This is a genomic window from Stenotrophomonas sp. 05N37 (assembly GCF_056397365.1).
In genome coordinates, this window is the sequence record NZ_JBFTNG010000002.1 from 215484 (window position 1) to 238747 (window position 23264).

Annotated in this window: 24 protein-coding genes; 14 read left to right on the forward strand and 10 right to left on the reverse strand. The window is 68.4% G+C overall.

The window, feature by feature from the left end; genetic code table 11:
- Entirely contained in the window at window positions 1-1032 is a 1032-nt protein-coding gene (locus AC1DGC_RS07595) for a LacI family DNA-binding transcriptional regulator (protein WP_259203781.1), read from the reverse strand.
- Window positions 1033-1217: 185 nt separating this feature from the next.
- On the opposite strand from AC1DGC_RS07595, the gene AC1DGC_RS07600 reads away from it, so the two are divergent.
- The 6 genes from AC1DGC_RS07600 (at window position 1218) to AC1DGC_RS07625 (ending at window position 6888) form a co-directional block, all read left to right on the forward strand.
- Window positions 1218-1844, forward strand: a complete 627-nt coding sequence (locus AC1DGC_RS07600; protein WP_478047558.1) for a hypothetical protein — start codon at window positions 1218-1220, stop codon at window positions 1842-1844.
- Window positions 1845-2152: 308 nt separating this feature from the next.
- Window positions 2153-2707, forward strand: coding sequence for a single-stranded DNA-binding protein (locus AC1DGC_RS07605; protein ID WP_478047559.1), 555 nt, complete (start codon window positions 2153-2155; stop codon window positions 2705-2707).
- Between the two features lie 235 nt (window positions 2708-2942).
- Window positions 2943-3839, forward strand: a complete 897-nt coding sequence (locus tag AC1DGC_RS07610) for a hydroxypyruvate isomerase family protein (RefSeq protein WP_478047560.1) — start codon at window positions 2943-2945, stop codon at window positions 3837-3839.
- 30 nt (window positions 3840-3869) lie between these two features.
- Window positions 3870-5555: a GMC oxidoreductase gene (locus AC1DGC_RS07615; RefSeq protein WP_478047561.1), complete on the forward strand. Its 1686-nt coding sequence runs from the start codon at window positions 3870-3872 to the stop codon at window positions 5553-5555.
- Complete coding sequence (locus tag AC1DGC_RS07620; RefSeq protein ID WP_478047562.1) at window positions 5555-6130, forward strand: gluconate 2-dehydrogenase subunit 3 family protein; 576 nt, start codon at window positions 5555-5557, stop codon at window positions 6128-6130. The genes AC1DGC_RS07615 and AC1DGC_RS07620 overlap by 1 nt, the downstream gene beginning before the upstream one ends.
- The gene (locus tag AC1DGC_RS07625; RefSeq protein WP_478047563.1) at window positions 6130-6888 is read left to right on the forward strand and encodes a 3-keto-disaccharide hydrolase; all 759 of its coding nucleotides are present in this window, start codon (window positions 6130-6132) and stop codon (window positions 6886-6888) included. Before AC1DGC_RS07620 ends, AC1DGC_RS07625 begins: the two co-directional genes overlap by 1 nt.
- Window positions 6889-6918: 30 nt before the next feature.
- On the opposite strand, the gene AC1DGC_RS07630 is transcribed toward AC1DGC_RS07625, so the two are convergent.
- Genes AC1DGC_RS07630 through AC1DGC_RS07650 form a run of 5 tightly spaced genes read right to left on the reverse strand, consistent with a single transcriptional unit; the run spans window position 6919 to window position 11565 of the window.
- Window positions 6919-7227 carry a c-type cytochrome gene (locus AC1DGC_RS07630; protein ID WP_449334867.1) on the reverse strand — a complete coding sequence of 103 codons (309 nt, stop codon included), beginning with the start codon at window positions 7225-7227 and terminating at the stop codon, window positions 6919-6921.
- Window positions 7228-7245: 18 nt separating this feature from the next.
- A complete protein-coding gene (locus AC1DGC_RS07635; protein ID WP_478047564.1) occupies window positions 7246-8112 on the reverse strand; it encodes a sugar phosphate isomerase/epimerase family protein in 867 nt (288 codons plus the stop codon).
- An 18-nt stretch (window positions 8113-8130) separates the two neighbouring features.
- Window positions 8131-9255 (reverse strand): Gfo/Idh/MocA family protein, encoded by a 1125-nt coding sequence (locus AC1DGC_RS07640; RefSeq protein WP_449334865.1) that lies wholly within the window; start codon window positions 9253-9255, stop codon window positions 8131-8133.
- 13 nt (window positions 9256-9268) lie between these two features.
- Window positions 9269-10486 carry a nucleoside permease gene (locus tag AC1DGC_RS07645; protein WP_478047565.1) on the reverse strand — a complete coding sequence of 406 codons (1218 nt, stop codon included), beginning with the start codon at window positions 10484-10486 and terminating at the stop codon, window positions 9269-9271.
- 26 nt (window positions 10487-10512) lie between these two features.
- Window positions 10513-11565 carry a sugar phosphate isomerase/epimerase family protein gene (locus AC1DGC_RS07650; RefSeq protein ID WP_478047801.1) on the reverse strand — a complete coding sequence of 351 codons (1053 nt, stop codon included), beginning with the start codon at window positions 11563-11565 and terminating at the stop codon, window positions 10513-10515.
- Window positions 11566-11661: 96 nt separating this feature from the next.
- Between AC1DGC_RS07650 and AC1DGC_RS07655 the strand changes: the two genes are divergently transcribed.
- From AC1DGC_RS07655 to AC1DGC_RS07670, 4 genes are all read left to right on the forward strand, one after another.
- Window positions 11662-12666 carry a LacI family DNA-binding transcriptional regulator gene (locus AC1DGC_RS07655; RefSeq protein WP_259203792.1) on the forward strand — a complete coding sequence of 335 codons (1005 nt, stop codon included), beginning with the start codon at window positions 11662-11664 and terminating at the stop codon, window positions 12664-12666.
- Window positions 12667-12824: 158 nt separating this feature from the next.
- Window positions 12825-13715, forward strand: coding sequence for a trypsin-like serine protease (locus AC1DGC_RS07660; protein WP_478047566.1), 891 nt, complete (start codon window positions 12825-12827; stop codon window positions 13713-13715).
- A gap of 58 nt (window positions 13716-13773) precedes the next feature.
- Entirely contained in the window at window positions 13774-14175 is a 402-nt protein-coding gene (locus tag AC1DGC_RS07665) for a hypothetical protein (RefSeq protein WP_478047567.1), read from the forward strand.
- 228 nt (window positions 14176-14403) lie between these two features.
- Window positions 14404-15429 (forward strand): AI-2E family transporter, encoded by a 1026-nt coding sequence (locus AC1DGC_RS07670; RefSeq protein WP_259203795.1) that lies wholly within the window; start codon window positions 14404-14406, stop codon window positions 15427-15429.
- 150 nt (window positions 15430-15579) lie between these two features.
- On the opposite strand, the gene AC1DGC_RS07675 is transcribed toward AC1DGC_RS07670, so the two are convergent.
- From AC1DGC_RS07675 to AC1DGC_RS07690, 4 genes are all read right to left on the reverse strand, one after another.
- Window positions 15580-17583: a hypothetical protein gene (locus tag AC1DGC_RS07675; RefSeq protein ID WP_478047568.1), complete on the reverse strand. Its 2004-nt coding sequence runs from the start codon at window positions 17581-17583 to the stop codon at window positions 15580-15582.
- A gap of 54 nt (window positions 17584-17637) precedes the next feature.
- Window positions 17638-18051, reverse strand: a complete 414-nt coding sequence (locus AC1DGC_RS07680; protein ID WP_478047569.1) for a hypothetical protein — start codon at window positions 18049-18051, stop codon at window positions 17638-17640.
- Between the two features lie 181 nt (window positions 18052-18232).
- Window positions 18233-19294: an MBL fold metallo-hydrolase gene (locus AC1DGC_RS07685; RefSeq protein ID WP_259204884.1), complete on the reverse strand. Its 1062-nt coding sequence runs from the start codon at window positions 19292-19294 to the stop codon at window positions 18233-18235.
- 112 nt (window positions 19295-19406) lie between these two features.
- Complete coding sequence (locus tag AC1DGC_RS07690; protein WP_259203800.1) at window positions 19407-19976, reverse strand: TetR/AcrR family transcriptional regulator; 570 nt, start codon at window positions 19974-19976, stop codon at window positions 19407-19409.
- Between the two features lie 205 nt (window positions 19977-20181).
- Here AC1DGC_RS07690 and AC1DGC_RS07695 point away from each other — a divergent pair, with 205 nt between their 5' ends.
- From AC1DGC_RS07695 to AC1DGC_RS07710, 4 genes are all read left to right on the forward strand, one after another.
- Window positions 20182-20625 (forward strand): DUF1801 domain-containing protein, encoded by a 444-nt coding sequence (locus tag AC1DGC_RS07695; RefSeq protein ID WP_478047570.1) that lies wholly within the window; start codon window positions 20182-20184, stop codon window positions 20623-20625.
- 23 nt (window positions 20626-20648) lie between these two features.
- Window positions 20649-21131: a DUF1801 domain-containing protein gene (locus AC1DGC_RS07700; protein WP_478047571.1), complete on the forward strand. Its 483-nt coding sequence runs from the start codon at window positions 20649-20651 to the stop codon at window positions 21129-21131.
- 51 nt (window positions 21132-21182) lie between these two features.
- Window positions 21183-21779, forward strand: a complete 597-nt coding sequence (locus AC1DGC_RS07705) for an NMCC_0638 family (lipo)protein (RefSeq protein WP_478047572.1) — start codon at window positions 21183-21185, stop codon at window positions 21777-21779.
- A 139-nt stretch (window positions 21780-21918) separates the two neighbouring features.
- Window positions 21919-23061 (forward strand): metallophosphoesterase, encoded by a 1143-nt coding sequence (locus AC1DGC_RS07710; protein ID WP_478047573.1) that lies wholly within the window; start codon window positions 21919-21921, stop codon window positions 23059-23061.
- Window positions 23062-23264 lie beyond the last annotated feature (203 nt).

The following is a 23264-nucleotide window of genomic DNA, read 5'->3' on the forward strand; positions in this document are numbered from 1 at the left end:
TCACCCGCGCCGTGACGATTCCCGCAGCACCTGCTTCACGGCGATCGTCTGGCCGTCCACCGCCTCGCCGTTGATCAGCGCCAGCAGCTTCTCCACCAGCAGCTGCCCGGCCTGCTTGGTGTCCTGCTGCACGGTGGTGAGCGTGGGCGAGACCGAGGCGGCCAGCGGGATGTCGTCGAAGCCAGCCAGCGCCACGTCCTGCGGGATGCGCAGCCCGTGCTCGCGCAGTGCGCGCATCGCCCCGATCGCGATCAGGTCGCTGGCCGCGAATACCCCGTCGAGGGTCTCGCCGCGTGCCAGCAGCGCCTGACAGGCATCGAACCCATCCTGCTCGGTGGTGATCGCATCGTGCTGCAGGGCGGGCTCGGCGCTGATGCCACGCGCCGCCATCGCCGCGACGTGGCCGCGGTAGCGTTCCTCGAATTCCGGGTAGTGGCTGGAGGCATGGCCGATGAAAGCGATGCGCCGGCAGCCCTGGTCCAGCAGGTGCGCGGTGATGTCGAACCCGCCCTGGAAGTTGTCGCTGCCGATCGAGACCCCGGGCTGGTCGGGCAGCGCCGCGCCCCAGCGCACGAAATGGGTGCCTTGCTCGACCAGTCGCTGCAGGCGCTCGCGCGACTCGTGGTAATCCCCGTAGCCGAGCAGGATGATGCCGTCGGCCTTGTTGCTGTCCTCGTAGTCGGCCTGCCAGTCGGTGGACAGCTGCTGGAAGGACACCAGCAGGTCGTAGCCACGCAGCGCGCAGGCGCGGGTGATCGAGCCGAGCATGGCGTGGAAGAACGGGTTGATCAGCGAGTCGTCGTTGGTCGGGTCTTCGAAGAACAGCAGGGCCAGCGTGCCGGCATTGCGCAGGCGCAGGCTGGAGGCGTTCTTGTCCACCTTGTAGTTCAGCTCCCGGGCGATGCGCAGGATGCGCTCGCGGGTTTCCGGGTTGACCATCGGGCTGCCGCGCAGGGCGCGCGAGACGGTCGGCTGCGACACCCCGGCCAGGTGGGCGATGTCCAGGGAAGTGGCTTTGCCTCGAATGGTCATTGCGGGGGTGCGGCGGGGACGACGACCTGCATGATGCCATGGCGCTCGGCGCCTCGGCGCCTGCCCGGACCGGGTGGCGAGGCGCCGGCAGGCGTGGCGGTGGACGCAGTGTCCGGGTCGGCGATACAGTCGCCACGCAGGGCCGACAGGACAGGGCAGTGGCAGGCGACCGACCAGCAAGGGATATGTGGGGCGCGTGGTGCCGCGATGCCAGGGCGGGCATCGCGTCCATTGTGGTGTGCCTGCTGGTGGCGGCGCATCCCGGTACTGCAGTCGCAGCGGGCAGCGGCCGCCACCCCACGCGCGCCACCGCCGTCAGCGCCGATGAACTCAGCCGGCAGATCATTGCGCTGCTCGCCAACGAGCCGGCGGGGCGTGGCTTCAAGGGGGTACCCGCGTCGCGCTGGAACCGCTTGTCCGCCACGGCGATGGCCCCATCACCGGTTCGCCCGGGCGTTATCCGGTCGCACGCACGGGTCGCCGAGGGCTGGGGATACTGGATCGAGTCCCGGCCCAAGCCGGCGGGGCATCATGTGGTGGAATTCTATATTGTCGGCGAGCCGCCGGGTGCTGCGCCGGCCCATTGCACGTTCCCGTTCGACACATTTGCCAAGCGTCTTGTACGCCGCGGCTTCAAGTACGCGGGACGGCAATGGCCGCCGTTGTCGCCGCGCGTCAACTTTTTCTCCAGGCCCTACCTGCCGGTCACCGTGATCACTTACGTGCCAAGCGCCGCGCCCGGCAATGCGGCATGCGTGCAGAGCGTCCAGGTCCAGACGCCGGAGCAGGGCTGGACTGAACCCGGTGGATAGGCAGGGACGTGGCCTGCTCCGGGGCGGCCTCGCCGACGCGAGAGGTGCCCGGAGCGGTCGGCCATCGGCGCTGGCCCGGCCGATCCCGGGCGTTCCGGGATGATCCGGTGCGCCCCTTGCGCTACAAAGCTCGAGGCGGATTCCGGTTCGCGCCGGCGGGAATCCCGACAGGGCCGGGGGCGGCGGCAATGGTAAGATGGTGCCTTCTGGACCCCCCAATTTCACCTGGGGCAGCCTCGCGTATCTGCACCCCGCCCGGGGCTGTGATATGACTGCGGCCTGCCCTCGGACAACGGAAGAGCAACCCTATGGCGCGCGGCATCAATAAAGTCATCCTGGTCGGCAACCTCGGCAACGACCCGGACGTGAAGTACACCCAGGGCGGCATGGCGATCACCCGCATCAGCCTGGCCACCACCAGCGTCCGCAAGGACAAGGATGGCAACCAGCAGGAGCGCACCGAATGGCACCGGGTGGTTTTCTTCGGCAAGCTCGGCGAAATCGCCGGCGAATACCTGCGCAAGGGCAGCTCGGTCTACGTCGAAGGCAGCCTGCGCTACGACAAGTACACCGGCCAGGACGGCGTGGAGAAGTACTCCACCGACATCATTGCCGATGAAATGCAGATGCTGGGCGGCCGCGGTGAAGGCGGTGGCGGCGGCGGTGGTGGTGCTGGCAACTATGGCGGCGGCGAGCGTCCGCAGCGGCAGCAGGCTCCGCGCCAGGAGTACGGTGGCGGTGGCGGTGGCGGCGGTCAGCGCCAGGGTGGCCAGGGTGGCGGTTATGGCCAGCAGCGTCCGCAGCAGCCGCAGCAGTCGGCGCCGCCGATGGATGACTTCGCGGACGACGATATTCCGTTCTAAGCCACCGTCGCTACCTGCACACGCAAAAGGCCCGCTTCGCAGCGGGCCTTTTGCTTTTTCCTGCCTCCATCGCGGAGTGACACGCCACGCGTGTCGCGTTCGGCAGTGTTGTGCCCTGCAGCATCCATTTTCGTGCACTGCGTCTTGCATTGGCTGGATTTACTCCTCTATGGTGCAATCGATTGCATTGCGGTGAATGGTTGCGTTTGATGCCGGTTGGGAGGCCGGAAGGTGGATGTCCATCCCTTTGATCGAACCGGTCCCGGCCCAGGGGCTCACGCGGAGAGAGGCGCTGCGCATGGCGGTCGCCGGGGGCCTTGGCCTGGGCGCTTGGGGCGTCCTGCCTGCGCCCGCCGCCGCTGCGCCGCTCAAGGGCAACCTCAAGCACTCCGTCGCCCGCTGGACCTTTCCGCAGTTATCGGTGGCCCAGCTCTGCCAGACGGTGCAGGGCATCGGCTTCGCCGCCATCGATCTGGTCGGCCCGGAGGACTGGCCCACGCTGAAGGCCCATGGCGTGGACAGCTCGATGTGCAACGGCGCGGAGTTGGGCCTGACCAAGGGCTTTGCCGGCCGCGAGTTCCACGACGCGCTGGTGGAGCGCTACACGCGGCACATCGACCTGGTGGCCGATGCCGGCTACCGCAACCTCATCTGCTTTTCCGGCAACCGCAACGGCATGGACCCCCAGGAAGGCATGGCCCATGCCGAGGCCGGGCTCAAACGCATCCTTGGGCATGCCGAAAAGCGCGGCGTCGTGCTGGTCATGGAGCTGCTGAACTCCAGGGTCGATCATCCCGACTACCTGTGCGACCACTCCGCATGGGGTGTGGAGCTGTGCCAACGGCTCGGCTCGGATCATTTTGGCCTGCTGTACGACATCTACCACATGCAGATCATGGAGGGCGACATCATCGCCACCATTGGCAGGCATCACGCGTGCTTCAAGCACTACCACACCGCAGGCGTGCCTGGCCGGCACGAGATCGGAGATCAACAGGAGCTCCACTATCCCGCCATCTGTCGCGCGATCCGCGACACCGGTTTCGATGGCTATCTGGCGCAGGAGTTCATGCCTGCGGCGCCCGATCCCGTCGGCTCGTTGCGCGAGGCGATCCGCCTCTGCGATGTCTGAAACGCACTCTACCCAGGTGAAGCAGAACCCATGGCAGACAATCATTACGACGCCATCGTCGTTGGCTCCGGCATCAGTGGCGGCTGGGCGGCGAAGGAACTGACCGAGAAAGGCCTCAAGGTCCTGATGCTGGAACGCGGACGCAACATCGAGCACGTCAAGGACTACGTCAACGCGATGAAGGAGCCGTGGGATTTCCCACACCGCAACCGGCCCACCCAGGCGATGAAGGCCGAGTACCCGGTGTTGATGCGCGACTACGGTCTTGCCGAGAACCTGGAGGGAATGTGGGCCAACGAAAAGGAATCGCCGTACATCGAAACCAAGCGGTTCGACTGGTTCCGCGGTTATCACGTGGGCGGTCGCTCGCTGATGTGGGGGCGGCAGAGTTATCGCCTGTCGGACCTGGATTTCGAGGCGAATCTCAGGGAGGGCATCGCCACCGATTGGCCGATCCGTTACGCCGACATCGCCCCCTGGTATGACCACGTGGAGAAGTTCGCCGGCATCGCCGGCACGCGCGAGGGGCTGGACGTGTTGCCGGACGGCGAGTTCCTGCCGCCGATCCCGCTGAACATCGTCGAGAAGGACGTGGCCGCGCGGATCAAGAAGGCCTTTGGCGGCACCCGGCACCTGATCCATTCGCGCACCGCGAACATCACCCAGCCCAAGCCCGAGCAGGGTCGCGTCAACTGCCAGTACCGCAACAAGTGCATCCTGGGCTGTCCCTTTGGCGCTTACTTCTCCACCCAGGCGGCGACGCTGCCGGCGGCCATGAAGACCGGAAACCTGACCCTGCGACCGTTCTCGATCGTCAAGGAAGTGCTCTACGACAAGGACCGCAAGCGCGCGCGCGGCGTGGAAATCATCGATGCGGAAAGTGGGCAGACCTACCAGTACACGGCCAAGGTCATCTTCCTCAACGCATCCTCCTTCAATTCAAGCTGGCTGCTGATGAACTCGGCCACCGATGTATGGGAAGGCGGGTTGGGCTCTTCGTCCGGCGAGCTTGGGCACAACGTGATGGACCATCATTTCGGCGCCGGTGCCTCCGGCCGGGTCGAGGGCTACGACGACAAGTACTACTTCGGCCGTCGACCGTGCGGCTTCTACATTCCGCGTTTCCGCAACGTCGCCGCCGATAAGCGCGGCTACACGCGCGGGTTTGGCTATCAGGGCGGTGCCAGCCGCAACGGGTGGTCGCGCGAGATCGCCGAGTTGAACATCGGCGCCGACCTGAAGGAGGCGCTGACCGTGCCGGGCGACTGGCGCATCGGCATGACTGGCTTCGGCGAAATGCTGCCGCACCACGACAACACGATCCGCCTGGACAGGGGCCGCAAGGACAAGTGGGGACTGCCGGTGCTGGCGATGGATGTCTCCATGCGCGCCAACGAACTGGCCATGCGCAAGGACATGGCCGCCGATGCCGCCGAGATGCTCGAGGCCGCCGGGGTCAAGGACGTGGAAATGCACGACCACGACTATGCGCCGGGCAAGGGCATCCACGAAATGGGGACCGCGCGCATGGGCCGTGACCGCCGCAACTCGGTGCTCAATCAGCACAATCAGGTCTGGGATGCACCCAACGTGTACGTGACAGACGGGGCCTGCATGACCTCCAGCGCGTGCGTGAATCCCTCGCTGACCTACATGGCGCTGACGGCGCGGGCAGCCGATCATGCCGTGCGCGCACTGAAAGCGGGGAACCTGTGATGGAACGTCGCGACCTGTTGAAGATGATCGTCGCCGCCACCGGCGCGGCCATGATCGGTTTGCCCGCGCTCGTCCAGGGACAGGCGCCCGCCGCAGGGGCGAAGACGCCTTTCTCCGACGCCGATGTTGGCACGTTGGATGAAATCGCCGAGACCATCCTGCCGCGCACTGCAACGCCGGGGGCGAAGGACGCCGGTGCCGGTCTGTTCATGGCGCGGTTCGTTGCCGACTGCTACACGCCCCGGCAGCAGGCGACGTTCCGCGCAGGCCTGGTCGACATCGACAAGCGCGCTGGCGGCCGGTTCGCGTCGCTCGCGCCGCAGTCCCGCACCGATCTCCTGCGCGCGCTGGATGCAGAGGCCAGGAAACACGCGGTCGACGTGACCGAGACCGGCACCGCCGCGGAGGGAGAAGCGATGCCGCATTACTTCATCATGATCAAGCAGCTCGCCATCTTCGGCTTCTTCACCTCGAAGGTCGGCGCGACCGACGTGCTGCGCTACGTCGCCGTACCGGGCCGCTACGACGGCGACCTGGCCTATGTTCCTGGCACGCCCGCCTGGGGGACCAGCTGATGAACCGCAACACGTTGATCAGGCCTCTCCAGGTTGCAGCCGGCCTGCTGGCCACGGCATCTGTGTTTGCACAGGCCGATACCGATCCCGCGCGCGATCCAACGAAGACCGAGGTGTGGACCCCCGTGCCTGCGGTCGTGTCCACGCCTCAAGGGGGGGCGCCCTCCGACGCGATCGTGCTGTTCGATGGCAAGGATGTGGCCGCCTGGGAGTCGGAGCTGGGCGGGCGCGTACCTTGGCGCGTGGCCGATGGCGCACTCACAGTGGTTCCGGGCAGCAAGGGCATCCGCACCCGGCAACGCTTCTGCGACATCCAACTGCATGTCGAGTGGCGCACGCCTACCGACACGAAAGGATTCGACGGTCAGAACCGGGGTAACAGCGGCATCTTCCTGCAGGAGTTGTACGAGTTGCAGGTGCTGGACAGCTACAACAACCCGACCTACGCCAACGGCCAGGCCGGCTCGATCTACAAGCAGGCGATGCCACGGGTGAATGCCTCGCGTGCGCCGGGGCAGTGGCAGGCTTACGACATCGTCTGGAGGGCGCCGCGATTCTCGGCAGGCGGCGGGCTAACCTCACCGGCCCGCATCACTGTGCTGCACAACGGCGTCCTGGTGCAGGACGACACCGTTGTGTCGGGCAGGACCGAGTACATCGGCGCACCGTCGTATGCGCCGCATGGGTGCGCGCCGCTCTACCTGCAGGAACACGATTCCAGGGTGAGTTACCGCAACATCTGGGTGCGGGAACTGTAACGCCGGCCCGCAGGGGCCGGCACCGGACCGTCAGTGCGACAGATAGCTGGCGAGGTCGTCGATCTCCTGCTCGGAGAGCTGCGAAAAGGGCGGCATCAACCCGCCGCCTTTCTTGATCTTCTCCTTGATCTGCGCCGGCTGCAGCCGCTTGGCGACATCGGTGAGCGCCGGGAACGTGGGCGGAACGCCGGCGCGATCTGCACCGTGGCAGGCCGTGCAGTGGGTGGCGTAAAGCGCTGCCCCGGCCGCAGGCGCATCCTTGGACCAAGCCGTCGTCGCAAGCGTCGCACCCGATAGCAGTACGGCCAGGGTCGTGATCAGGGTCAAACGAGTGTTCAAGGGCAACTCCTTGGCTGGCTAGCGCGGTGCGCGGGCGGGCAGGTTGGCGGGCAGGTGGGCGCGCAGGTAGTCCGCCGACGCCTGGATGACCTTGGCCGGATCACGCGGATGGTCGTGCTCGACGATGTACCACTGCACGCCGGCATCGGCGGCGGCAGGCAGGATGGCGTTCCAGTCCAGGACGCCCTGACCCACGGCAGCGAAACCTCCTTCGTCGTCGGCCTGGCCTTTGGGCGCATTGTCCTTGGCGTGCACCGCGAACAGGCGACCACGGAATTTTCCCAGCATCACCGCCGGGTCATGGCCCGCACGCGCGACCCAGGCCAGGTCCAGCTCGGTCAGGAGGTCGGGGCCGGCCGCGGCGAACAGCAGTTCCAGACCGGTCCTGCCATCGAAGTCGACCAGCTCGAAGTCGTGGTTGTGGTAGGCCAGCCGCATGCCACCGGCCCGCGCCCGCGTGGCGATGCGGCCCAGTTCCTGGCCCAACGCGGTCCAGCCTGCCGCATCGGTCGGCCGCGCCTTCTCGTCCAGGTACGGCACCACCAGCACCGTGTTGCCGATCGACCGGTTGAAGGCCACGACCCCGTCCAGGTCCCTGCGCAGTTCGGCCAGTTGGACGTGGGAGGAAATCGCCTTGATCGAATACCTGTCCAGCAGCTGCTTGAGTTCCACCGCGTTGACGTTCTGCGTGCCGACGGTTTCGACCGCGCCCACGCCGGCGTCGTGGACAATCTTCAACTGCTGGTCGAGCGAGCCGGCATCGCGCAGCGTGTACATCTGCACCGCGATGGGCGGTTGCGGTGCGGCGGCGTCGCGCGCGAAGGCGGGCAGGGCAACGAGGAACAGCAGTGCGAGCGCCGCGGTCGTGCGTACTGGGGTGTTCATCAGGCAGTCTCCCGGGATTCAGTCGATGGCGGTCCAGGCGCGTGTCCTGGCCGAAGCGATGACGCGATCAACGATCAGCGCCGAGCGCAATCCGTCGTCGAAGGTGGGCAGGCCCTGGGGCTGCTCGCCGTCGATGGCGCGATAGGTGTCGGCGACAAACGCCTCGAAGCACGTGGCGTAGCCCTGCGCGTGGCCGGCCGGCAACACCGACAGCCGGCGTTGTTCGGCACTGCCTGCGCCGGGCCCGCGCACGAAGATTTCCTCGCGCTGGTCGGGCAGGCCGATCCACAGCCGTTCGGCGTCCTCCTGGTCGAACGCCACGCTGGCCTTGGCGCCATCGATCTCGAACCAGAGGCGATTGCGGCGTCCCGCCGACACCTGGCTGACCGTCAATGACGCCAGTGTCCCCGCGCCGGTCCTGAACATCGCCGCCGCCACATCCTCGCTGGCTACGGCCTGCATCGCCCCGCCCGCCGCGGGCGCGGTGAAGCTCTGCCCGGCAAGCGAGCCGCGCTCGGCAATCACGGTGGCGAACGCTGCGCTGACGTCGACGAAACGCTCGCCGCCCACCCATTCCACCAGGTCGCACCAGTGCGAGCCGATGTCGGCGAACACGCGTGATGCGCCGCCCAGGGCCGGGTCCACGCGCCAGTTGTTGCTGGCCGGGTCCAGCAGCCAGTCCTGCAGGTAGCTGCCGTGGATCAGGCGCAGCGGGCCCAGTTCGCCCTGCGCGATGCGGGCGCGCGCTTCGCGGATCACCGGGTGGTAGCGGTAGACGAAGGGCACAGTGGCGACCAGCCCGGTCGAGGCGGCCAAGGACGCCAATGCCTGGGCGTCTTCCAGTGTCGTGGCCAGCGGCTTCTCGCAGACCACGTGCTTGCCGGCTTGCAGCGCCGCCTGCGCCATGGCGCGGTGCAGGTGGTTGGGCGTACAGACGTGCACGACCTGGACCTGCGGATCGGCGAGCACGTCGTCGATGTCGCGATAGGCGCGCGGCAGATTCCACGACTGCGCCACGTCGCGCGCGCGTTGCGGGGACGAGGCGGCGACACCGCGGACCTCGGCACCGGCCAGCAGGGCGGCGCGACGATGCACGGCCCCGATCATGCCGGTGCCGACGATGGCGATTCCAAGTTTGCGCATCGGGGGGCGGTCCTCAGGGCGTGGTGGGGGCAACCGCGACCACCGGCCGGTCGCGGAACAGCAGGAGGAAGGCGATCAGCACGAGCAGCGCGACGCCGGCCGGGAACAGCCAGATCTGCTGCCAGTCCGGACCGGTCGCGGTGGTGTAGTGCTCCACCACCGCGCCGGACAGGAACGTGCCGATCAACATGCCCACGCCGTAGGTGGCCAGGGTGATGAAGCCCTGCGCGCTGCTGCGCGCGGCGGGGCCGGCATGCGCGTCGGTGTAGATCTGGCCGGTGACGAAGAAGAAGTCGTAGCAGATGCCGTGCAGCACGATGCCGATCACGATCAGCGAGAAGCCGCCGCCCGCATCGCCGAAGGCGAACAGGGCGTAGCGCACCACCCAGGCGGCCATGCCCACCGCCAGCATGGTCTTGACCCCCAGCCGCACGAACAGGAACGGCATGGCCAGCATCAGCAGCACTTCGGACACCTGGCCCAGCGATTGCAGCCCGGCGGCGCCGCGCACGCCCAGGTCGTTGAGATACGGGTTGGTGAAGTTGTAGTAGAACGCCAGCGGGATGCAGATGGCGATGGACGCCACGAAAAACACCAGGTAGGAGCGCGACTTCAGGAGCCGAAGCGAGTCCAGCCCCAGGATCTGCCCCATCCCGGCGTCGCGCTGTTGCGCCAGCGGCGGCGTGTGCGGCAGGGTGAAGGCGTAGAGGCCCAGGGCCAGCGACGCCATCGCGGCCATCCGGAAGGTCAGCTCGAGCCGATGTGCCTGTTCCCAGCCGAGCCAGCCGATCAGCACGCCGGCCACGATCCAGCCGATGCTGCCGGCCACGCGCACCAGCGGAAACTGCTTCTCCGGCGACTGCATGTGCCGCATCGCCACGCTGTTGGCCAGTGCCAACGTCGGCATGAACAGCAGCATGTACCCCATCACGCAGGCCGAGAACGTACCGAAGTCCGTCGCCGTGGACGCCAGCCACATCAGTACCGCGCCGGCCAGGTGCAGTATCGCGAGGATGCGCTGCGCCGCGAAGTAGCGATCGGCGACCAGGCCAACCAGGAAGGGCGCCACGATGGCGCCGATGGACTGGCTGAGGAAGGCCGTCGCCACCTGGCTCGCGCTGGCCTGGAGCGGGCCCTGCACCAGGTACGTCCCCAGGGTGACGAACCATGCCCCCCAGATGAAGAACTGCAGAAACATCATCGCGCCCAAGCGCGACATGGTATGCGTCATGGCTTGCCCTCCCAGGCGGTCGTGGCTCAGATCCCCAGCATGCGGCGCAGTGTTTCCGGATCGGCGCCGCTGTCGGCGAAGTCGTCGAAGGCGCGCCCGGTGACGCGGATGATGTGGTCGCGGATGAAGGCCGCGCCCTCACGCGCGCCGTCTTCCGGGTGCTTCAGGCAGCACTCCCACTCCAGCACCGCCCAGCCGGGGAAATCGTATTGCGCGAATCTGGAGAAGATCGCCTTGAAGTCGATCTGGCCGTCTCCCAGCGAACGGAACCGTCCCGGACGATCGATCCAGTCCTGGTACCCGCCGTAGACGCCACTGCGCGCACTGGCGCGATACTCCGCATCCTTGACGTGGAAGATGCCGATGCGCTCGTGGTACCGGTCGATGAAGCCCAGGTAGTCGATCTGCTGCAGCAGCAGGTGGCTGGGGTCGTACAGCATCCTGGCGCGAGGGTGGTGGTCCACCACGTCGAGGAAGCGCTCGAAGGTCGCGCCGTCGTGCAGGTCCTCGCCCGGGTGGATCTCGAAGCACAGGTCCACGCCGCAGGCGTCGAAGGCGTCCAGGATGGGGCGCCAGCGCCGGCCGAGTTCGGCGAAGGCTTCGTCCACCAGCCCCGGCGGGCGTTGCGGCCAGGGATAGAAGTAAGGCCAGGCCAGCGCGCCGGAGAAGGTGGCATGCGCGGCGAGCCCAAGACGCTCGCTGGCCTTGGCCGCGAGCATCAGCTGTTGCACCGCCCAGGCTTGGCGGGCGGCCGGATCGCCGCGCTTGTCCGGCGGCGCGAATCCGTCGAACAGGCTGTCGTAGGCGGGATGGACCGCGACCAGCTGCCCTTGCAGGTGGGTGGACAGCTCCGTGATCTGCAGGCCATGACCGGCGAGCATGCCGGTGATGTCGTCACAATACGCCTGGCTGCGCGCGGCCTCGGCCAGGTCGAACACCTGGGGCGCGCTGGTAGGCACTTGTACGCCAGAATATCCCAGGCCCGCGGCCCACCTGGCCAGCGTGTCCAGCCGATCAAAAGGAGGTGTGTCGCCGATGAACTGCGCCAGGAACAGCGCCGGACCCTTGAGCGTCTTCAACGTGATTCGCCCCAATGCAATCGATTGCATTTATCCTAGCATGGGCCTCCCGCAAGACCTGTTGTGCACTGCACAGTGCGGATAAGAACTGAAACCATGGCAACCATTTACGACATTGCAAAGCACGTTGGCGTCTCCGCAGGCACGGTGTCGCGGGCGCTGTCCCGGCCGGAAAAAGTCCTGCCGGCCACGCGCACGCGCATCGAGCAGGCCGCCGCCGCGCTGGGCTATGTCCCCAACACGGTGGCCAGGACGCTCAAGACCCAGCGCAGCGGCAAGCTGCTGGTCACCGTGCCGGACATTGCCAATCCATTCTTCGCCCAGATCCTGCAGGGCGCCGAGGACGCGGCGCAGGCCGTCGGTTATGCCGTCCTGCTGGGCGATACCCAACATCGACCCGACCGCGAGGAGCGCTACGCGCAGATGCTCCGGCGCAACGAGGCCGACGGCCTGATCGTGCTCGGGCATCGCCTTCCACCGACGGCGCGCGAGATCGTCCAGCAGCTGGGCGCCGCCGCGCCGGTGGTCAACGGGTGCGAGTTCGATCCCGCGCTGGGCCTGCCCAGCGTCCACATCGACAACGCGGCCGCCGCGCGCGCCGTGATGGAACACCTGTACGGGCTGGGACACGAGCGCATCGCCGTGGTGGGCGGGCCGCCCGACAATCCCCTGCACCTGCAACGGTTGGAAGGGGTGCGGGCCGTCGGCAAGGCGCGCGGCCGCCTGCGCAGCCTGGTCATCGCGCCGGGCGACTTCTCCGTGGAATCCGGGCATGCGGCGGGGGTGGCGCTGCTGAGCAGCGCGACGGCGCCGACCGCCGTGTTCTGCTTCAGCGACCAGATGGCGCTGGGCGTGCTGGCGGCCTGCCGGGACAGGGGCATCCGCGTCCCCGAGGACCTGTCCATCGTCGGCTTCGACGATCTGGCGTCCTCCCGGTACCTCACGCCGCCGTTGACGACCATCCGGCAACCCATGCGGGAGATCGGCGAGCGTTCGGTCAACCTGCTGCTCGCCATCATCGAACGGGTCGACGTGCCGCGCCAGCAAACGCTGGATTTCAGCTTGATGGTGCGGGGGTCGACCGCCGCGCCCCGGGGCTAGGGGACGGCAGGCCAAAACGCGTCATGCATGCGTCGAGGTACGCGCCGCCTACCGCGGGGACCTGCATCGGCATGCGGGTTGCCGCTGGCGGGCTGGCGGGCGCTGCCCATCCACCGCAATCTCGGCTACCGTATCCCACGCTTACACAGGGATGCCGTATGCGCCACCGTTCTTCTTTCCGCTCGCGCCAGCCCAATCCGCTGCGCCGCACCCTCACGACCCGCTGCCTGGCGCTGGTACTGCTCGCGGCGTCGGCGAGCGCCGGTGCCGTGGTCATTCGCGATGATGTCGATGACGCCCGCTACCGGGTGAATGCGTCCACGATCCCCGCGCTGGTTGACATGCCGGGCGAAGGGCACGGCGTGCTCATCGCGCCGCGATGGGTGGTGACCGCCGCACACGCGGCCCCCATGCAGGGCATGGACGCGGACGTCACCATCAACGGGATCGCGCGCCGGGTTGAACGCGTGATCGTGCATCCCGGCTACAAGCGGATGCCGGCGGCCTTGGGCGAAGCGGCGCTGGCAAGCGGAAACCCCTCCCGGATACACGCCTTCCTGGCCGGCTCGGACGACATCGCGCTGCTCCAGCTTGCGCAACCCGTGGACGACGTTGCACCGCTCCCGCTCTACCGCGGCAGTGGCGAGGTCACCCGGGTCGCCACGTTGTTCGGCAAGGGCGCGACCGGCAACGGTATCGACGGGCAGCGTGCAGGGGGCGCGCACCGCATCGACCTGCGGCGCGCCGTCAACGCCATCACCGGCGCCAACGATCGCTATCTCTGGTACCGGTTCGATCCGCCGCCGCGCGCGTTGCCGCTCGAGGGCGTGCTTGGGGGAGGTGACAGTGGCGGGCCGCTGTTGATCGACGTCGAGGGCGCGGCGCAGCTTGCCGGCCTGGGCTCGTGGATCACCGGTACGCCTGAGCACGCGCTGGCGGCCGGGTTCTACGGCCAGGTCGTGCACAACGTGCGTATCTCCCGCTACGTCGACTGGATCGATGGCGTGACGTGCGAAGCGAGCGACGGGAACTGCCCGCCGCGACCGTAGCTGCCCACGACCCAGGCGAGGGTCTGCACGCGTCACTTTCCTTTTGCCGGGAGGCCGAATGCGATACCTGTGCGACGTTGATGTGCTGTCGAACCTGCGCAATGGCAGAGCCGTGGAACAACTGCTGCCGGGCAGGGTCGAGGATGCGTCGTCGATCGTCCGCTACATCAGCCTGGAGCGCGCTGGCGTGGATCGTTGGGCCGTGCGGCTTTGCGAAGTGCTGGATATCGGGAACACGGACTTCATCGATGTGTATGTCTTCCCCGCGCTGGATCCGGATGAACCATTCGGTGCGGTGGCACTGTTTCCCACGCCAGAGGCGGCGCTGACGCACGCGCGGGTGGCGTTGTCGGCCGATCCGCGAAAGTTCGTCAACGTCGGCATGGTCCAGAGCGAGTATCAGGATGCCTGCCGCGCCGGCCCGGATGGTGGGCCGCTTGATCGCGTCCCCAACCACTGATACTGGAACGATCTACCAGGCCCGTTCGATGCGCATGGAGGGCGGGATGCTGTCGCGCCCGCCATCGGCGTTGGACCGGGGAAGCGGTGGCAGGGGGGTTACTCCCCGAACGCCCCGGTGGGCGAGGAGCGGGCTGGCTTCTTTGCGCTGGGTGAACGCGCTCAACATGGCCGCGGCGCGGGCAGCGTCGCATCCTCTACCATGGGCCACCTGCCAGGAAGCGCCGCCATGTCCCTCGTGATTCCCACCTTGCCCAAGCCCCCCGTCGCCCGCATCGCGGCCTGGCTGCTGATGCTGCTGGGCATGTGGCTGGCGTTGAAGCTGGGCCTGGTGGTGACGCTGCTGTCGGGGCTGCTGGTGTTCCACCTGACCCATCTGCTGGCCTCCACCGTTGAAGGCAAGCTGCCGCCGGGGCGCGCACGTGCCTACTCGGTGATCGTGCTGTCGGCGCTGATCATCGGCGTGCTCACCCTGGCCGCGATCGGCATCGCCTCGTTCTTCCGCACCGAAACCGGCGGGCCTGATGCATTGCTGATGCGCCTCATGGATATCCTCAATTCGTCCCGCCACCAGGTGCCGGCGCTGCTGCAGCCCTACATCCCCGAGGACCTGCAGGCGCTGCGCACGGCGGTGAACGACTGGGCCGCCACCCACCGCCAGCAGCTCGGCATCGCCGGCACGTCGGTCGTGCAGATCAGCGTGCGGGTGCTGATCGGCATGGTGCTGGGCGCGATGATCGCGCTGTACGACGAACTGCCGCTGCCGAAGATGGGGCCGCTGGCGCAGGAGCTGATCGGACGCACCTCGCGGCTGGCCACCGCGTTCCGCCAGGTGGTATTTGCGCAGGTGAAGATCTCGCTGCTCAACACCTTGTTCACCGCGATCTTCCTGCTGGTGGTGCTGCCGCTGTTCGGCGTGCATGTGCCGCTGTCCAAGACGCTGGTGCTGATTACGTTCCTGGCGGGCCTGCTGCCGGTGGTGGGCAACATCATTTCCAACACCGTGATCACCATCGTCGCGCTGTCGGTGTCGTTCTACGTGGCAATGGCCGCGCTGCTGTACCTGGTGGTCATCCACAAGCTGGAGTATTTCCTCAACGCGCGCATCGTGGGCGGTGAGATCCAGGCGCGCGCGTGGGAGCTGCTGTTGGCGATGCTGGTGATGGAGGCCGCGTTCGGTCTGCCGGGGTTGGTGGCCGCGCCGGTGTTCTATGCGTACATCAAGCGCGAGCTGCTGGACCAGCGCTGGATCTGAGATGGCGCAGCCACGCATGGCGTGGCTCTACGGGTTGGGGGGGAGCAGCCACGCATGGCGTGGCTCTACGGGCTGGGGGGAGCAGCCACGCGTGGCGTGGCTCTACGGGGTGGGGGCGCAGCCACGCATGGCGTGGCTCTACGGTGCGTGTCAGCGCGGTGCGGTCCACGCCGGCTTGGCGAGCTTGCTGCGGCGCTGCTCGGTGCGGTTGGCGTGGTAACGCGCGATGCTCTGTCCCAGCTCGTCCAGCGCGCCGGCCGGCATCCACAGCTGCTGCGTGCCACGGGTCATCGCGGTGTACGCCGCGCGCACCGGGTTGTGCGCGTAGCCACGACCGAAGCCGGTGCGGAAGCAGCACATCGACATCGCGACCTGGGCGAACTCGGCGTTCTTGGCGTGCTCGACCAGCATCAACTGCAGCGGTGCCTCGTGGAAGGCGGTCAGGCGCTGGGTCAGTTCGATGAACCGATCGCGGTTGTAGCCGCGCATGAACATGCGCGGGATCTGCGGCATGTCCTGTTCGTTGCACTCGGCCAGCAGGGCCTCCCAGCGCTGGCTGCTGCCACCGTGCGAGGTCATCTCGCGGTACGCCTCTTCGCCGCGGTTCACCTCGCGGCCCACGCTGGACAGCGTGTCCGGATGCACGCCGAAGCTTGCCCCCGCCGCCGACAGCCGCTGCGCTTCTTCCAGCAGCCGCCACGGGTTGCCGTACACGCGTGCGCCGCGGCCGGGCACCTCGTCCCACGCGGCATAGGTGCGGGCCAGTGTCGGCTGGTCGGGGGAACCGGCGAACGGTCCGTCGAAGTAGCCGGTGGCATCCAGCGCCACGGTCTCGTTGACCAGTTGCTCGACCATCGGGCCCTGGCGCACCGACTGCACGATCTCCAGTTTCATGCCGGTGGCAAAACGCGGTGAGCGCCCGACCAGGCGCTGGTTGGGATCGCCCAGGCTGATCACCGAGCCCTCGTAGCCGGACAGCAGTGCCTTCCACGCCGGGCTCATGTCGTGGCCTTCATCGATGAGCAGGGTGCCCCAGCTGGCCGGGATCCTGGCACCGTGCAGCGCCAGCCATTTGCCGATGTGGTCGACGTTGAGGCTGAGCAGCGTGGCTTTCTGCAGCACCGGGTCAAACATGCAGCGCCACACGTGCTCGGCGGCGGCGATGTAGGGGGCCGCATCGATCATCGCCCACGGCACCGCGCGCACGAAGTGGCGGGGCGCCAGGCGTTCGTCCCGCGAGCGGCACCAGGTGGCGATGCCTTCGAAGGCCACGCGCAGCACGCTGGCCGGCGGCTGGTTGCCGATCGGTTGCAGGCCGATGCGCTGGGCGATGTCGCGGAAGGACGCCTTGCTGATCTGGAAGGTCGGGCGGTAGGCGGTGCCGAGGATGCCGAGGCGGAACGCGCTGCCGGCCACCTGGTTGGCGAAGCTGATCTGCGACAGGATTTCGACCGGCAACGCCCCGCTCAGCCGGCGCCGGAAGGCCTGTACCTGGCTGGGGCGCGGGGCGATGTAGGTGTAGCGCCGGGTCGCGCTGGCCAGCAGTTGCAGGATGAGGTGGGTCTTGCCGGCGCCCGCATAGGCGTCCAGGTCGATGTGCTCGTCGTCGTTGGCCACGATCGCGCGCAGTGCGCGGGCCTGTTCGGCGGTGTAATCGTGGGTGCGCTCGACGTAGCCGGGCGCCTGCAGGGCTTCGCCGCCGGTTGCATCCTGCGCGTCCGGGTCCACCGCCGCATCGGTGTAGAAGCGGATCGTGTGCGGCTCCAGCGTGGTGCGGCAGGCGGCCTGGAACGGGTCCACCGGGTAGTCCTCCGGCGACAGCTGGCAGAACTGCTGCACCACCGCCTCCGGGCCCAGCACCACGCCCTGCAGGGCCAGCGCTTCCAGCCAGTCGTTCAGGCGCGTCGGCAGGCCGGGCGCCAGCGCATGGAACTGCGCGGCGGCGGCGTCGGGATGCGCGGCAAACAGCCCGCAGGCCTGCTCGATCAGCCGGGTCAGCGCAGCGCTGTGATGGGGCTTGCCCTGGCAGAGCGCGGCGGCGAACAGCCCGGCTTGCTCCAGCGCGGCGGCGGGGATCTGCGCACCTTCAAGGAACGCGGCCAGCGCTGACGGGCTCAGCGGCAGGAAATACACAGGTTGGGTCGGCAGGGGCATTGCAGGGGGGATCGGACGGCTGCGGGCAAGGTAGCAGATGCACCCCTGCTGCGCTCAGAACGGGTGCGCCTTGGCGCAGGCCAGTGCGTGGTTGTAGTCGCTGGACATGCAGCGGTAGAACGCGCGCTTGTTGCCGGCGGCGGCCTCGCAGTCGGCCAGGCTGAGCTGGGGCAGCAACGCCCGCAGGGGCACGGCGGCGCGCTCGAAATCGGCAGCGGGCAGGTAGCCGCCCTGCACGTTCTTTTGGCCCACCTCCAGCATGGTCTCCACGCTGTAGCGGGCGTTCTCCACCGCCTTGGGACAGGCCAGCGGCGCATCGCCGTCGCGTACCTCCAGCAGCGCGGCGGCGAGCTGGTCGGCATCGGCGAGGGCCTGCTCGCGCGGGCCCGCTGCGCCGGCCACGGGCGGGGCCGGCGCGGCAGGCGGCGCGGCGGCGGCCAGGCCGATGATCAACAGTGTCGCCAACATGCCCATCGGGCGCTCCTTGCCAAGATGTCCCGCACCGGCGGCGCCGCGTGCATCCGGCGCCGATCATAGCGTGGCGGCAGGCAGCCGGGTCATCGACCCGATGACCGCGCAGCAGGCGCGCCTGCGCGCGGCGTATCGGGTGCATCGCAGGCGCCGCATCGCAACGGTTGGCCTGCGCCGCTTACATTGCGCTGCCCACCGGCGTGATCCGGCGCGCGTCCTGCGCCGCCTTCACCTTGCGCCACCACGGCGACCCCGGCTGCGGTGCATCCAGGTCCAGGCGCTCGCCCATGCCCGGGGTGGCCAGGGCGATGGCGCGCTGCGCAGCCAGCGCACTCACCCGTTCAAAGGGTTCGTCCCACCGGTGCAGGGCCAGGTCGAAGGTGCCGTTGTGGATCGGCACCAGCCAGCGGCCGCGCAGGTCCTGGTGGGCCTGCACCGTCTGCTCGGGCTGCATGTGCACGAACGGCCACTTCGCGTCGTAGGCGCCGGTTTCGATGAAGGTGACATCGAACGGCCCATAGCGCTCGCCGATCTGGCGGAAACCATCGAAGTAGCCGGTGTCGCCGCTGAAGAAAAGGCGCAGGCCGTCATCGAGGATCACCCAGGACGCCCACAGCGTGCGATCGCGGTCACGCAGGCCGCGCCCGGAAAAGTGCTGCGCCGGCGTGGCGGCAAAGCGCACCCCGTCCACCTCGGTTTCCTGCCACCAGTCCAGCTGGCGCACCCGCTCGCGCGGCACGCCCCAGGCGATCAGGCGGTCGCCCACGCCCAGCGGGGTGAGGAACACGTCGGCACGGCTGGCCAGGTACTTGATGGTGGCGCGGTCGAGGTGGTCGTAGTGGTCGTGCGAGAGCAGCACGCCGCGGATGGGTGGCAGGTCGTGCAGGGCGATCGGCGGGGCGTGGAAGCGCTTGGGGCCCATCCACTGCACCGGCGAGGCGCGCTTGGAAAACACCGGGTCGGTCAGCCACCAGCCGCCGCGCAATTTCACCAACAGCGTGGAATGGCCCAGCCGGTACAGGCTGTGGTCCGGCGCGCTGGCGAGCTCGGCGGCGCTGACCGCGCGGACCGGTGGGGCCTGCGGCGGGGTGGTGCCGGCCGGGCGGTCGAACAGGAATTCCCATAGCAGCTTGAGGGTGCCGGTGACGGTCTCCTTGGGCTTGGGGGCAACGTTGGTGAAGTGGCCGCCCTGCATCTGCGGCGATTGGTCGTGGTTGGCGATAGGCACGGTCAGGGTCATCCCGAGTAGTACGGTGAGGGAGAAGGCGGCAACAAGCAGGGGGAGGGCTCTCATGGCGCACCTTCGGTGAAGTGAGTGTGTACGCACTCATTTAATGGGTGAAAAAAGGGGCTCATCGCTGGATGCCTTTCCAGAACAGGTCGAAGCCGGCCTGCTGCAGCGCCTGCCGGCGCTCCGGCTCGGCCGCCATCGCCTCCAGGGTGGTTTCCAGCAGGTTGACCAGCACCCGGCCCAGGTAGAACGGCAGCCGCTCGCCATCGATGTGGTCGGCCAGGCTGGATTCCAGCCGCTGCAGCATGCTGCCGAACAGGCCGGCGCATTCGCTGCGGGTCTGCTCGCTGATGCGCTCGGAGACCTTGAGCTGGCGCAGCGCCATGCGATCGACCGGGTAGGTCGACCCCCAGTCGATCAACGCATTCCAGGCGTGCAGCAGCAGCCCGTGCGCATCGGCCTCGGCGGGGAAATGGGTGCCGAGCGCCATCGACAGCCGGGTTTCCAGGCGCACGAACAGCGCGTTGAGCAGCGCATCCTTGGTCGGGAAGTAGGTGAACACCGTGCCTTCGGCGACCTTGGCCGCGCGCGCGATCTGCGCCGTCGACGCGCCGATCCCCTGTGCCGCCACCAGTCGGGCTGCCGCATCGAGGATGGCATCGTGTTTCTGTTCGCTGAGCGGGCGGGCCATGACAATGAGTAAGTGAGTGCTTGCTCATTTATAGCCCTGCTCGACGGGCAGTGCAAGGGCCGCCCACGAGGCCGCGGGGGATCGTTCAGCCAGCGGGGCATCGGCCGCCGGACACCGCCGCCGTGCCCCGGTCCCCGGGGCAGATTGTCACCGCACGGGACGAGGGCTATAACGCGGTTCTGGACCGCCCGCTGGAGCGCCGCACATGCCGTCTCGAACGCCCGGCACTTCCCCGCCCGACCCGCCTGCGGTGCGCCTGCTGGCCGGCGGCAACCCGCAGATCGCCAAGGGCCAGGGCGACACCCCGGTGCAGGCGTATATCGCGGCGATGCCCGGCTGGAAGCGTGCGGTGGGCACGCGCCTGGATGCACTCATCCGCGATGCCGTGCCCGGTGTGCGCACGGCGGTGAACTGGAATTCGCCCCTGTACGGCGCGGGCGGGGAGGGCTGGTTCCTGAGCCTGCATTGCTTCCGCGGCTACATCAAGGTGGCGTTCTTCCGCGGCGCGGCGCTGACCCCGCCACCGCCGGAGCCGTCGCGGAGCGGCGCTACCCGCTACCTGCACATCCGCGAAGACGCGGCGCTGGATGAAGCGCGCTTTGTGGCTTGGGTCGTGCAGGCGAGCCGGTTGCCAGGCGAGCGCATGTAGTCCACTGCCACGAGGAAACTGCGATGACCAAGCCAACCCCCGGCACCGCGCGCGCGGCCGCATCGGCCGCCGACACCGGCGCCTCCGCGGCGCAGCAGATCGACGCGACGATCGCCCGCCTGGACGACTGGCGCGGCGCGACCCTGGCGCATCTGCGCCGCATCATCCGGGCGGCGGATCCCGAGGTGGTCGAGACGGTGAAATGGCGCGGCGTGCCGGTCTGGGAACATGACGGCATCCTGTGCACCGGCGAGACCTACAAGGCCGCGGTGAAAATGACCTTCGCCCGGGGCGCCGCGCTCGAGGATCCCACCGGCCTGTTCAATGCCAGCCTGGACGGCAACGTGCGGCGCGCGATCGACGTGCATGAAGGCGAGACGATCGACGAAGCGGCGTTGAAGGCGCTGATTCGCGCCGCGGTGGCCGCGAACGTTGCCGCCAGGGCGGCAGCGCCCGGCAAACGCAGGGCGACGTCGCCGCGGCGTGGTACGCACGACGCGCCCTGATCCGGTAGCCTGTGGCCAGCATTGGACGCCACCACCGCGACAAGGAGCAGCATGCGTCATCTTTCCTGGGCCCTCGCGGGCCTGCTGCTGTCGCCGCTGGCGGCGGCACAACCGGCACAACCGGCATCGCCCGCAACGCAGGCGGACACGTTCAACCAGTTGTTCGGCACCACCTGCATGACCCACCTGAACTCGGTGGACGGCCTGACCGCCTGGATGGCCGCGCGCAACCTGGCGCCGCTGGATGACACGGTCGCGCAGAGCTTCCTGCATGGCACGCCGGGACGGGCGTGGGCCATCACGCTCGATGGCGACCAGTACGCGGTGTCACGCACCGATGCGGGCCTGTGCGCCGTGTACGCCCGGCGCATGGACGGCGAGCAGCTGCAGTCGCGCTTCGCCGCGCTGGTGAGCAAGGCGCCGGCACCGATGACCGCACGGCAGACCCCGAGCCCGGCGTCGAGCACGGCGACGCGGCGTTCGGTGTCCTATCTGTGGTCGTGGCCGGACGAGACAACCTCGGGGCTGCTGTTCACCTTGACCACCTCCAGCGATCCGGATGCGCCGCTGCAGGCGATGATGTCACTGGCGCGTACCCGACTCGACGACGACGCGGCGGCGAAGGCTGCGCCGCCCTCCGCGCGCTAGCCCTCGCGGGGCGGCTGCGCGACGCAGTGTGTCGCGCATGTGGCAGGTGCGCGGTGGCACGGACGGGCGGATTCGGCAAAGATGGTGCACTGCATGATCGCCCCTGGCGACCGTGCAGGTCTCCCCCATTGAAACTGGAATGCCTGTGCTGAGTGTTGTTGGTGTGCTGCTTGCGCTGTACGTGGTGTGGCGTGTGGTCTGGCCGTTGCAGGTGTCGTTGTCCCTGCGCGGGCCGCTTGGATTGCTGGTGGTGGCGTTGGCGCTGCACCACCGTATCGTGGCCCGTTTCGCCGGCACGATGGCCTCGCCGGAGATTCCCAAGGCCGCCATCGCGGTGCTGGCCACCGGCTTCACCACGCTGCTGCTGGGCGCGGTGATGCTGCTGCTGCTGGACCTGCTGCTGCTCGGTGCACGCCTGCTGCGCTGCCCACGCGCCACCGCGGCGCTGCGCGGGGCTGCCTTGCGTCCCGCGGCCTTCGGCGTTGCCCTGCTGCTGTCCGTCTACGGCATCTGGCAGGGCATTGCGGTACCGCAGACACGCCAGGTCGAGGTGGTCATCGACGACCTGCCCGCTGCGTTCGACGGCTACCGCGTGCTGCAGTTGACCGATATCCACGCCAGCCGCCTGCTCACCGGCAGCTGGGTGGCCAAGGTGGTGGCCAACAGCAACGCGTTGAAGCCGGACCTGGTGGTGATCACCGGCGACCTGATCGATGGCAGCGTGGCCGCGCGTGCGGCCGACGTTGCGCCGCTGGGCGCGCTGCGTGCGCCGGACGGGGTGATCGCGATCACCGGCAACCACGAGTACTACGCGCAGTACGCCGCCTGGATGCAGGCCTTCCGCTCGCAGGGCATGCAGGTGCTGGAGAACAGCCATGTGCAGGTCCAGCGCGGCGGCGCGGCGCTGACCATCGCCGGAGTCACCGACCCGGTGGCCAGCAACTACGGGCTGCCGCCGCCGGACCTGGGCGCCGCGCTGGCCGGTGCCGATCCCAAGGCGCCGGTGATCCTGCTCGACCACCGGCCGATCGCGGCACCCGCCAATGCGGCACGCGGGGTGGCGTTGCAGCTGTCCGGGCATACCCACGGTGGCCACATCCTGGGCATGGACCAACTGGTGAAACGGGCCAACGGAGGTTACGTGTCCGGTCGCTACGACGTGGATGGCATGACCTTGTACGTCAGCAACGGCGCTGGCCTGTGGCCGGGCTTTGCCGCGCGCATCGGCGTGCCGTCGGAGATCACCCTGATCACGTTGCGGCGGGCGGCCTCGGCACGCTGAGCCGGCCGCAGGGAACGCGCGCATCGCCAGTGGTGGTGACGCGTCGCGCGTGGGGTGCAGACATCGGCGCGCGCCGCCGCACGGGCGTGTGGCGGGCACGCGCGATGTCATAAGACGGTCATCGCGTGGGCGCACCATTTTCACGTGAGGTCGGCAGCGCCCGTGCGCATGCGACCCCGTGGTCTGCGCCCGTCATTTCCCCT

Bases quoted from the DNA above. Each gene is read 5' to 3' on its own strand.
- AC1DGC_RS07595 (WP_259203781.1), bottom strand. From the start codon at position 1,032: ATGACCATTCGAGGCAAAGCCACTTCCCTGGACATCGCCCACCTGGCC.
- AC1DGC_RS07600 (WP_478047558.1), top strand. From the start codon at position 1,218: ATGTGGGGCGCGTGGTGCCGCGATGCCAGGGCGGGCATCGCGTCCATT.
- AC1DGC_RS07605 (WP_478047559.1), top strand. From the start codon at position 2,153: ATGGCGCGCGGCATCAATAAAGTCATCCTGGTCGGCAACCTCGGCAAC.
- AC1DGC_RS07610 (WP_478047560.1), top strand. From the start codon at position 2,943: ATGTCCATCCCTTTGATCGAACCGGTCCCGGCCCAGGGGCTCACGCGG.
- AC1DGC_RS07615 (WP_478047561.1), top strand. From the start codon at position 3,870: ATGGCAGACAATCATTACGACGCCATCGTCGTTGGCTCCGGCATCAGT.
- AC1DGC_RS07620 (WP_478047562.1), top strand. From the start codon at position 5,555: ATGGAACGTCGCGACCTGTTGAAGATGATCGTCGCCGCCACCGGCGCG.
- AC1DGC_RS07625 (WP_478047563.1), top strand. From the start codon at position 6,130: ATGAACCGCAACACGTTGATCAGGCCTCTCCAGGTTGCAGCCGGCCTG.
- AC1DGC_RS07635 (WP_478047564.1), bottom strand. From the start codon at position 8,112: ATGAACACCCCAGTACGCACGACCGCGGCGCTCGCACTGCTGTTCCTC.
- AC1DGC_RS07640 (WP_449334865.1), bottom strand. From the start codon at position 9,255: ATGCGCAAACTTGGAATCGCCATCGTCGGCACCGGCATGATCGGGGCC.
- AC1DGC_RS07645 (WP_478047565.1), bottom strand. From the start codon at position 10,486: ATGACGCATACCATGTCGCGCTTGGGCGCGATGATGTTTCTGCAGTTC.
- AC1DGC_RS07655 (WP_259203792.1), top strand. From the start codon at position 11,662: ATGGCAACCATTTACGACATTGCAAAGCACGTTGGCGTCTCCGCAGGC.
- AC1DGC_RS07660 (WP_478047566.1), top strand. From the start codon at position 12,825: ATGCGCCACCGTTCTTCTTTCCGCTCGCGCCAGCCCAATCCGCTGCGC.
- AC1DGC_RS07665 (WP_478047567.1), top strand. From the start codon at position 13,774: ATGCGATACCTGTGCGACGTTGATGTGCTGTCGAACCTGCGCAATGGC.
- AC1DGC_RS07670 (WP_259203795.1), top strand. From the start codon at position 14,404: ATGTCCCTCGTGATTCCCACCTTGCCCAAGCCCCCCGTCGCCCGCATC.
- AC1DGC_RS07675 (WP_478047568.1), bottom strand. From the start codon at position 17,583: ATGCCCCTGCCGACCCAACCTGTGTATTTCCTGCCGCTGAGCCCGTCA.
- AC1DGC_RS07680 (WP_478047569.1), bottom strand. From the start codon at position 18,051: ATGTTGGCGACACTGTTGATCATCGGCCTGGCCGCCGCCGCGCCGCCT.
- AC1DGC_RS07685 (WP_259204884.1), bottom strand. From the start codon at position 19,294: ATGACCCTGACCGTGCCTATCGCCAACCACGACCAATCGCCGCAGATG.
- AC1DGC_RS07690 (WP_259203800.1), bottom strand. From the start codon at position 19,976: ATGGCCCGCCCGCTCAGCGAACAGAAACACGATGCCATCCTCGATGCG.
- AC1DGC_RS07695 (WP_478047570.1), top strand. From the start codon at position 20,182: ATGCCGTCTCGAACGCCCGGCACTTCCCCGCCCGACCCGCCTGCGGTG.
- AC1DGC_RS07700 (WP_478047571.1), top strand. From the start codon at position 20,649: ATGACCAAGCCAACCCCCGGCACCGCGCGCGCGGCCGCATCGGCCGCC.
- AC1DGC_RS07705 (WP_478047572.1), top strand. From the start codon at position 21,183: ATGCGTCATCTTTCCTGGGCCCTCGCGGGCCTGCTGCTGTCGCCGCTG.
- AC1DGC_RS07710 (WP_478047573.1), top strand. From the start codon at position 21,919: ATGCCTGTGCTGAGTGTTGTTGGTGTGCTGCTTGCGCTGTACGTGGTG.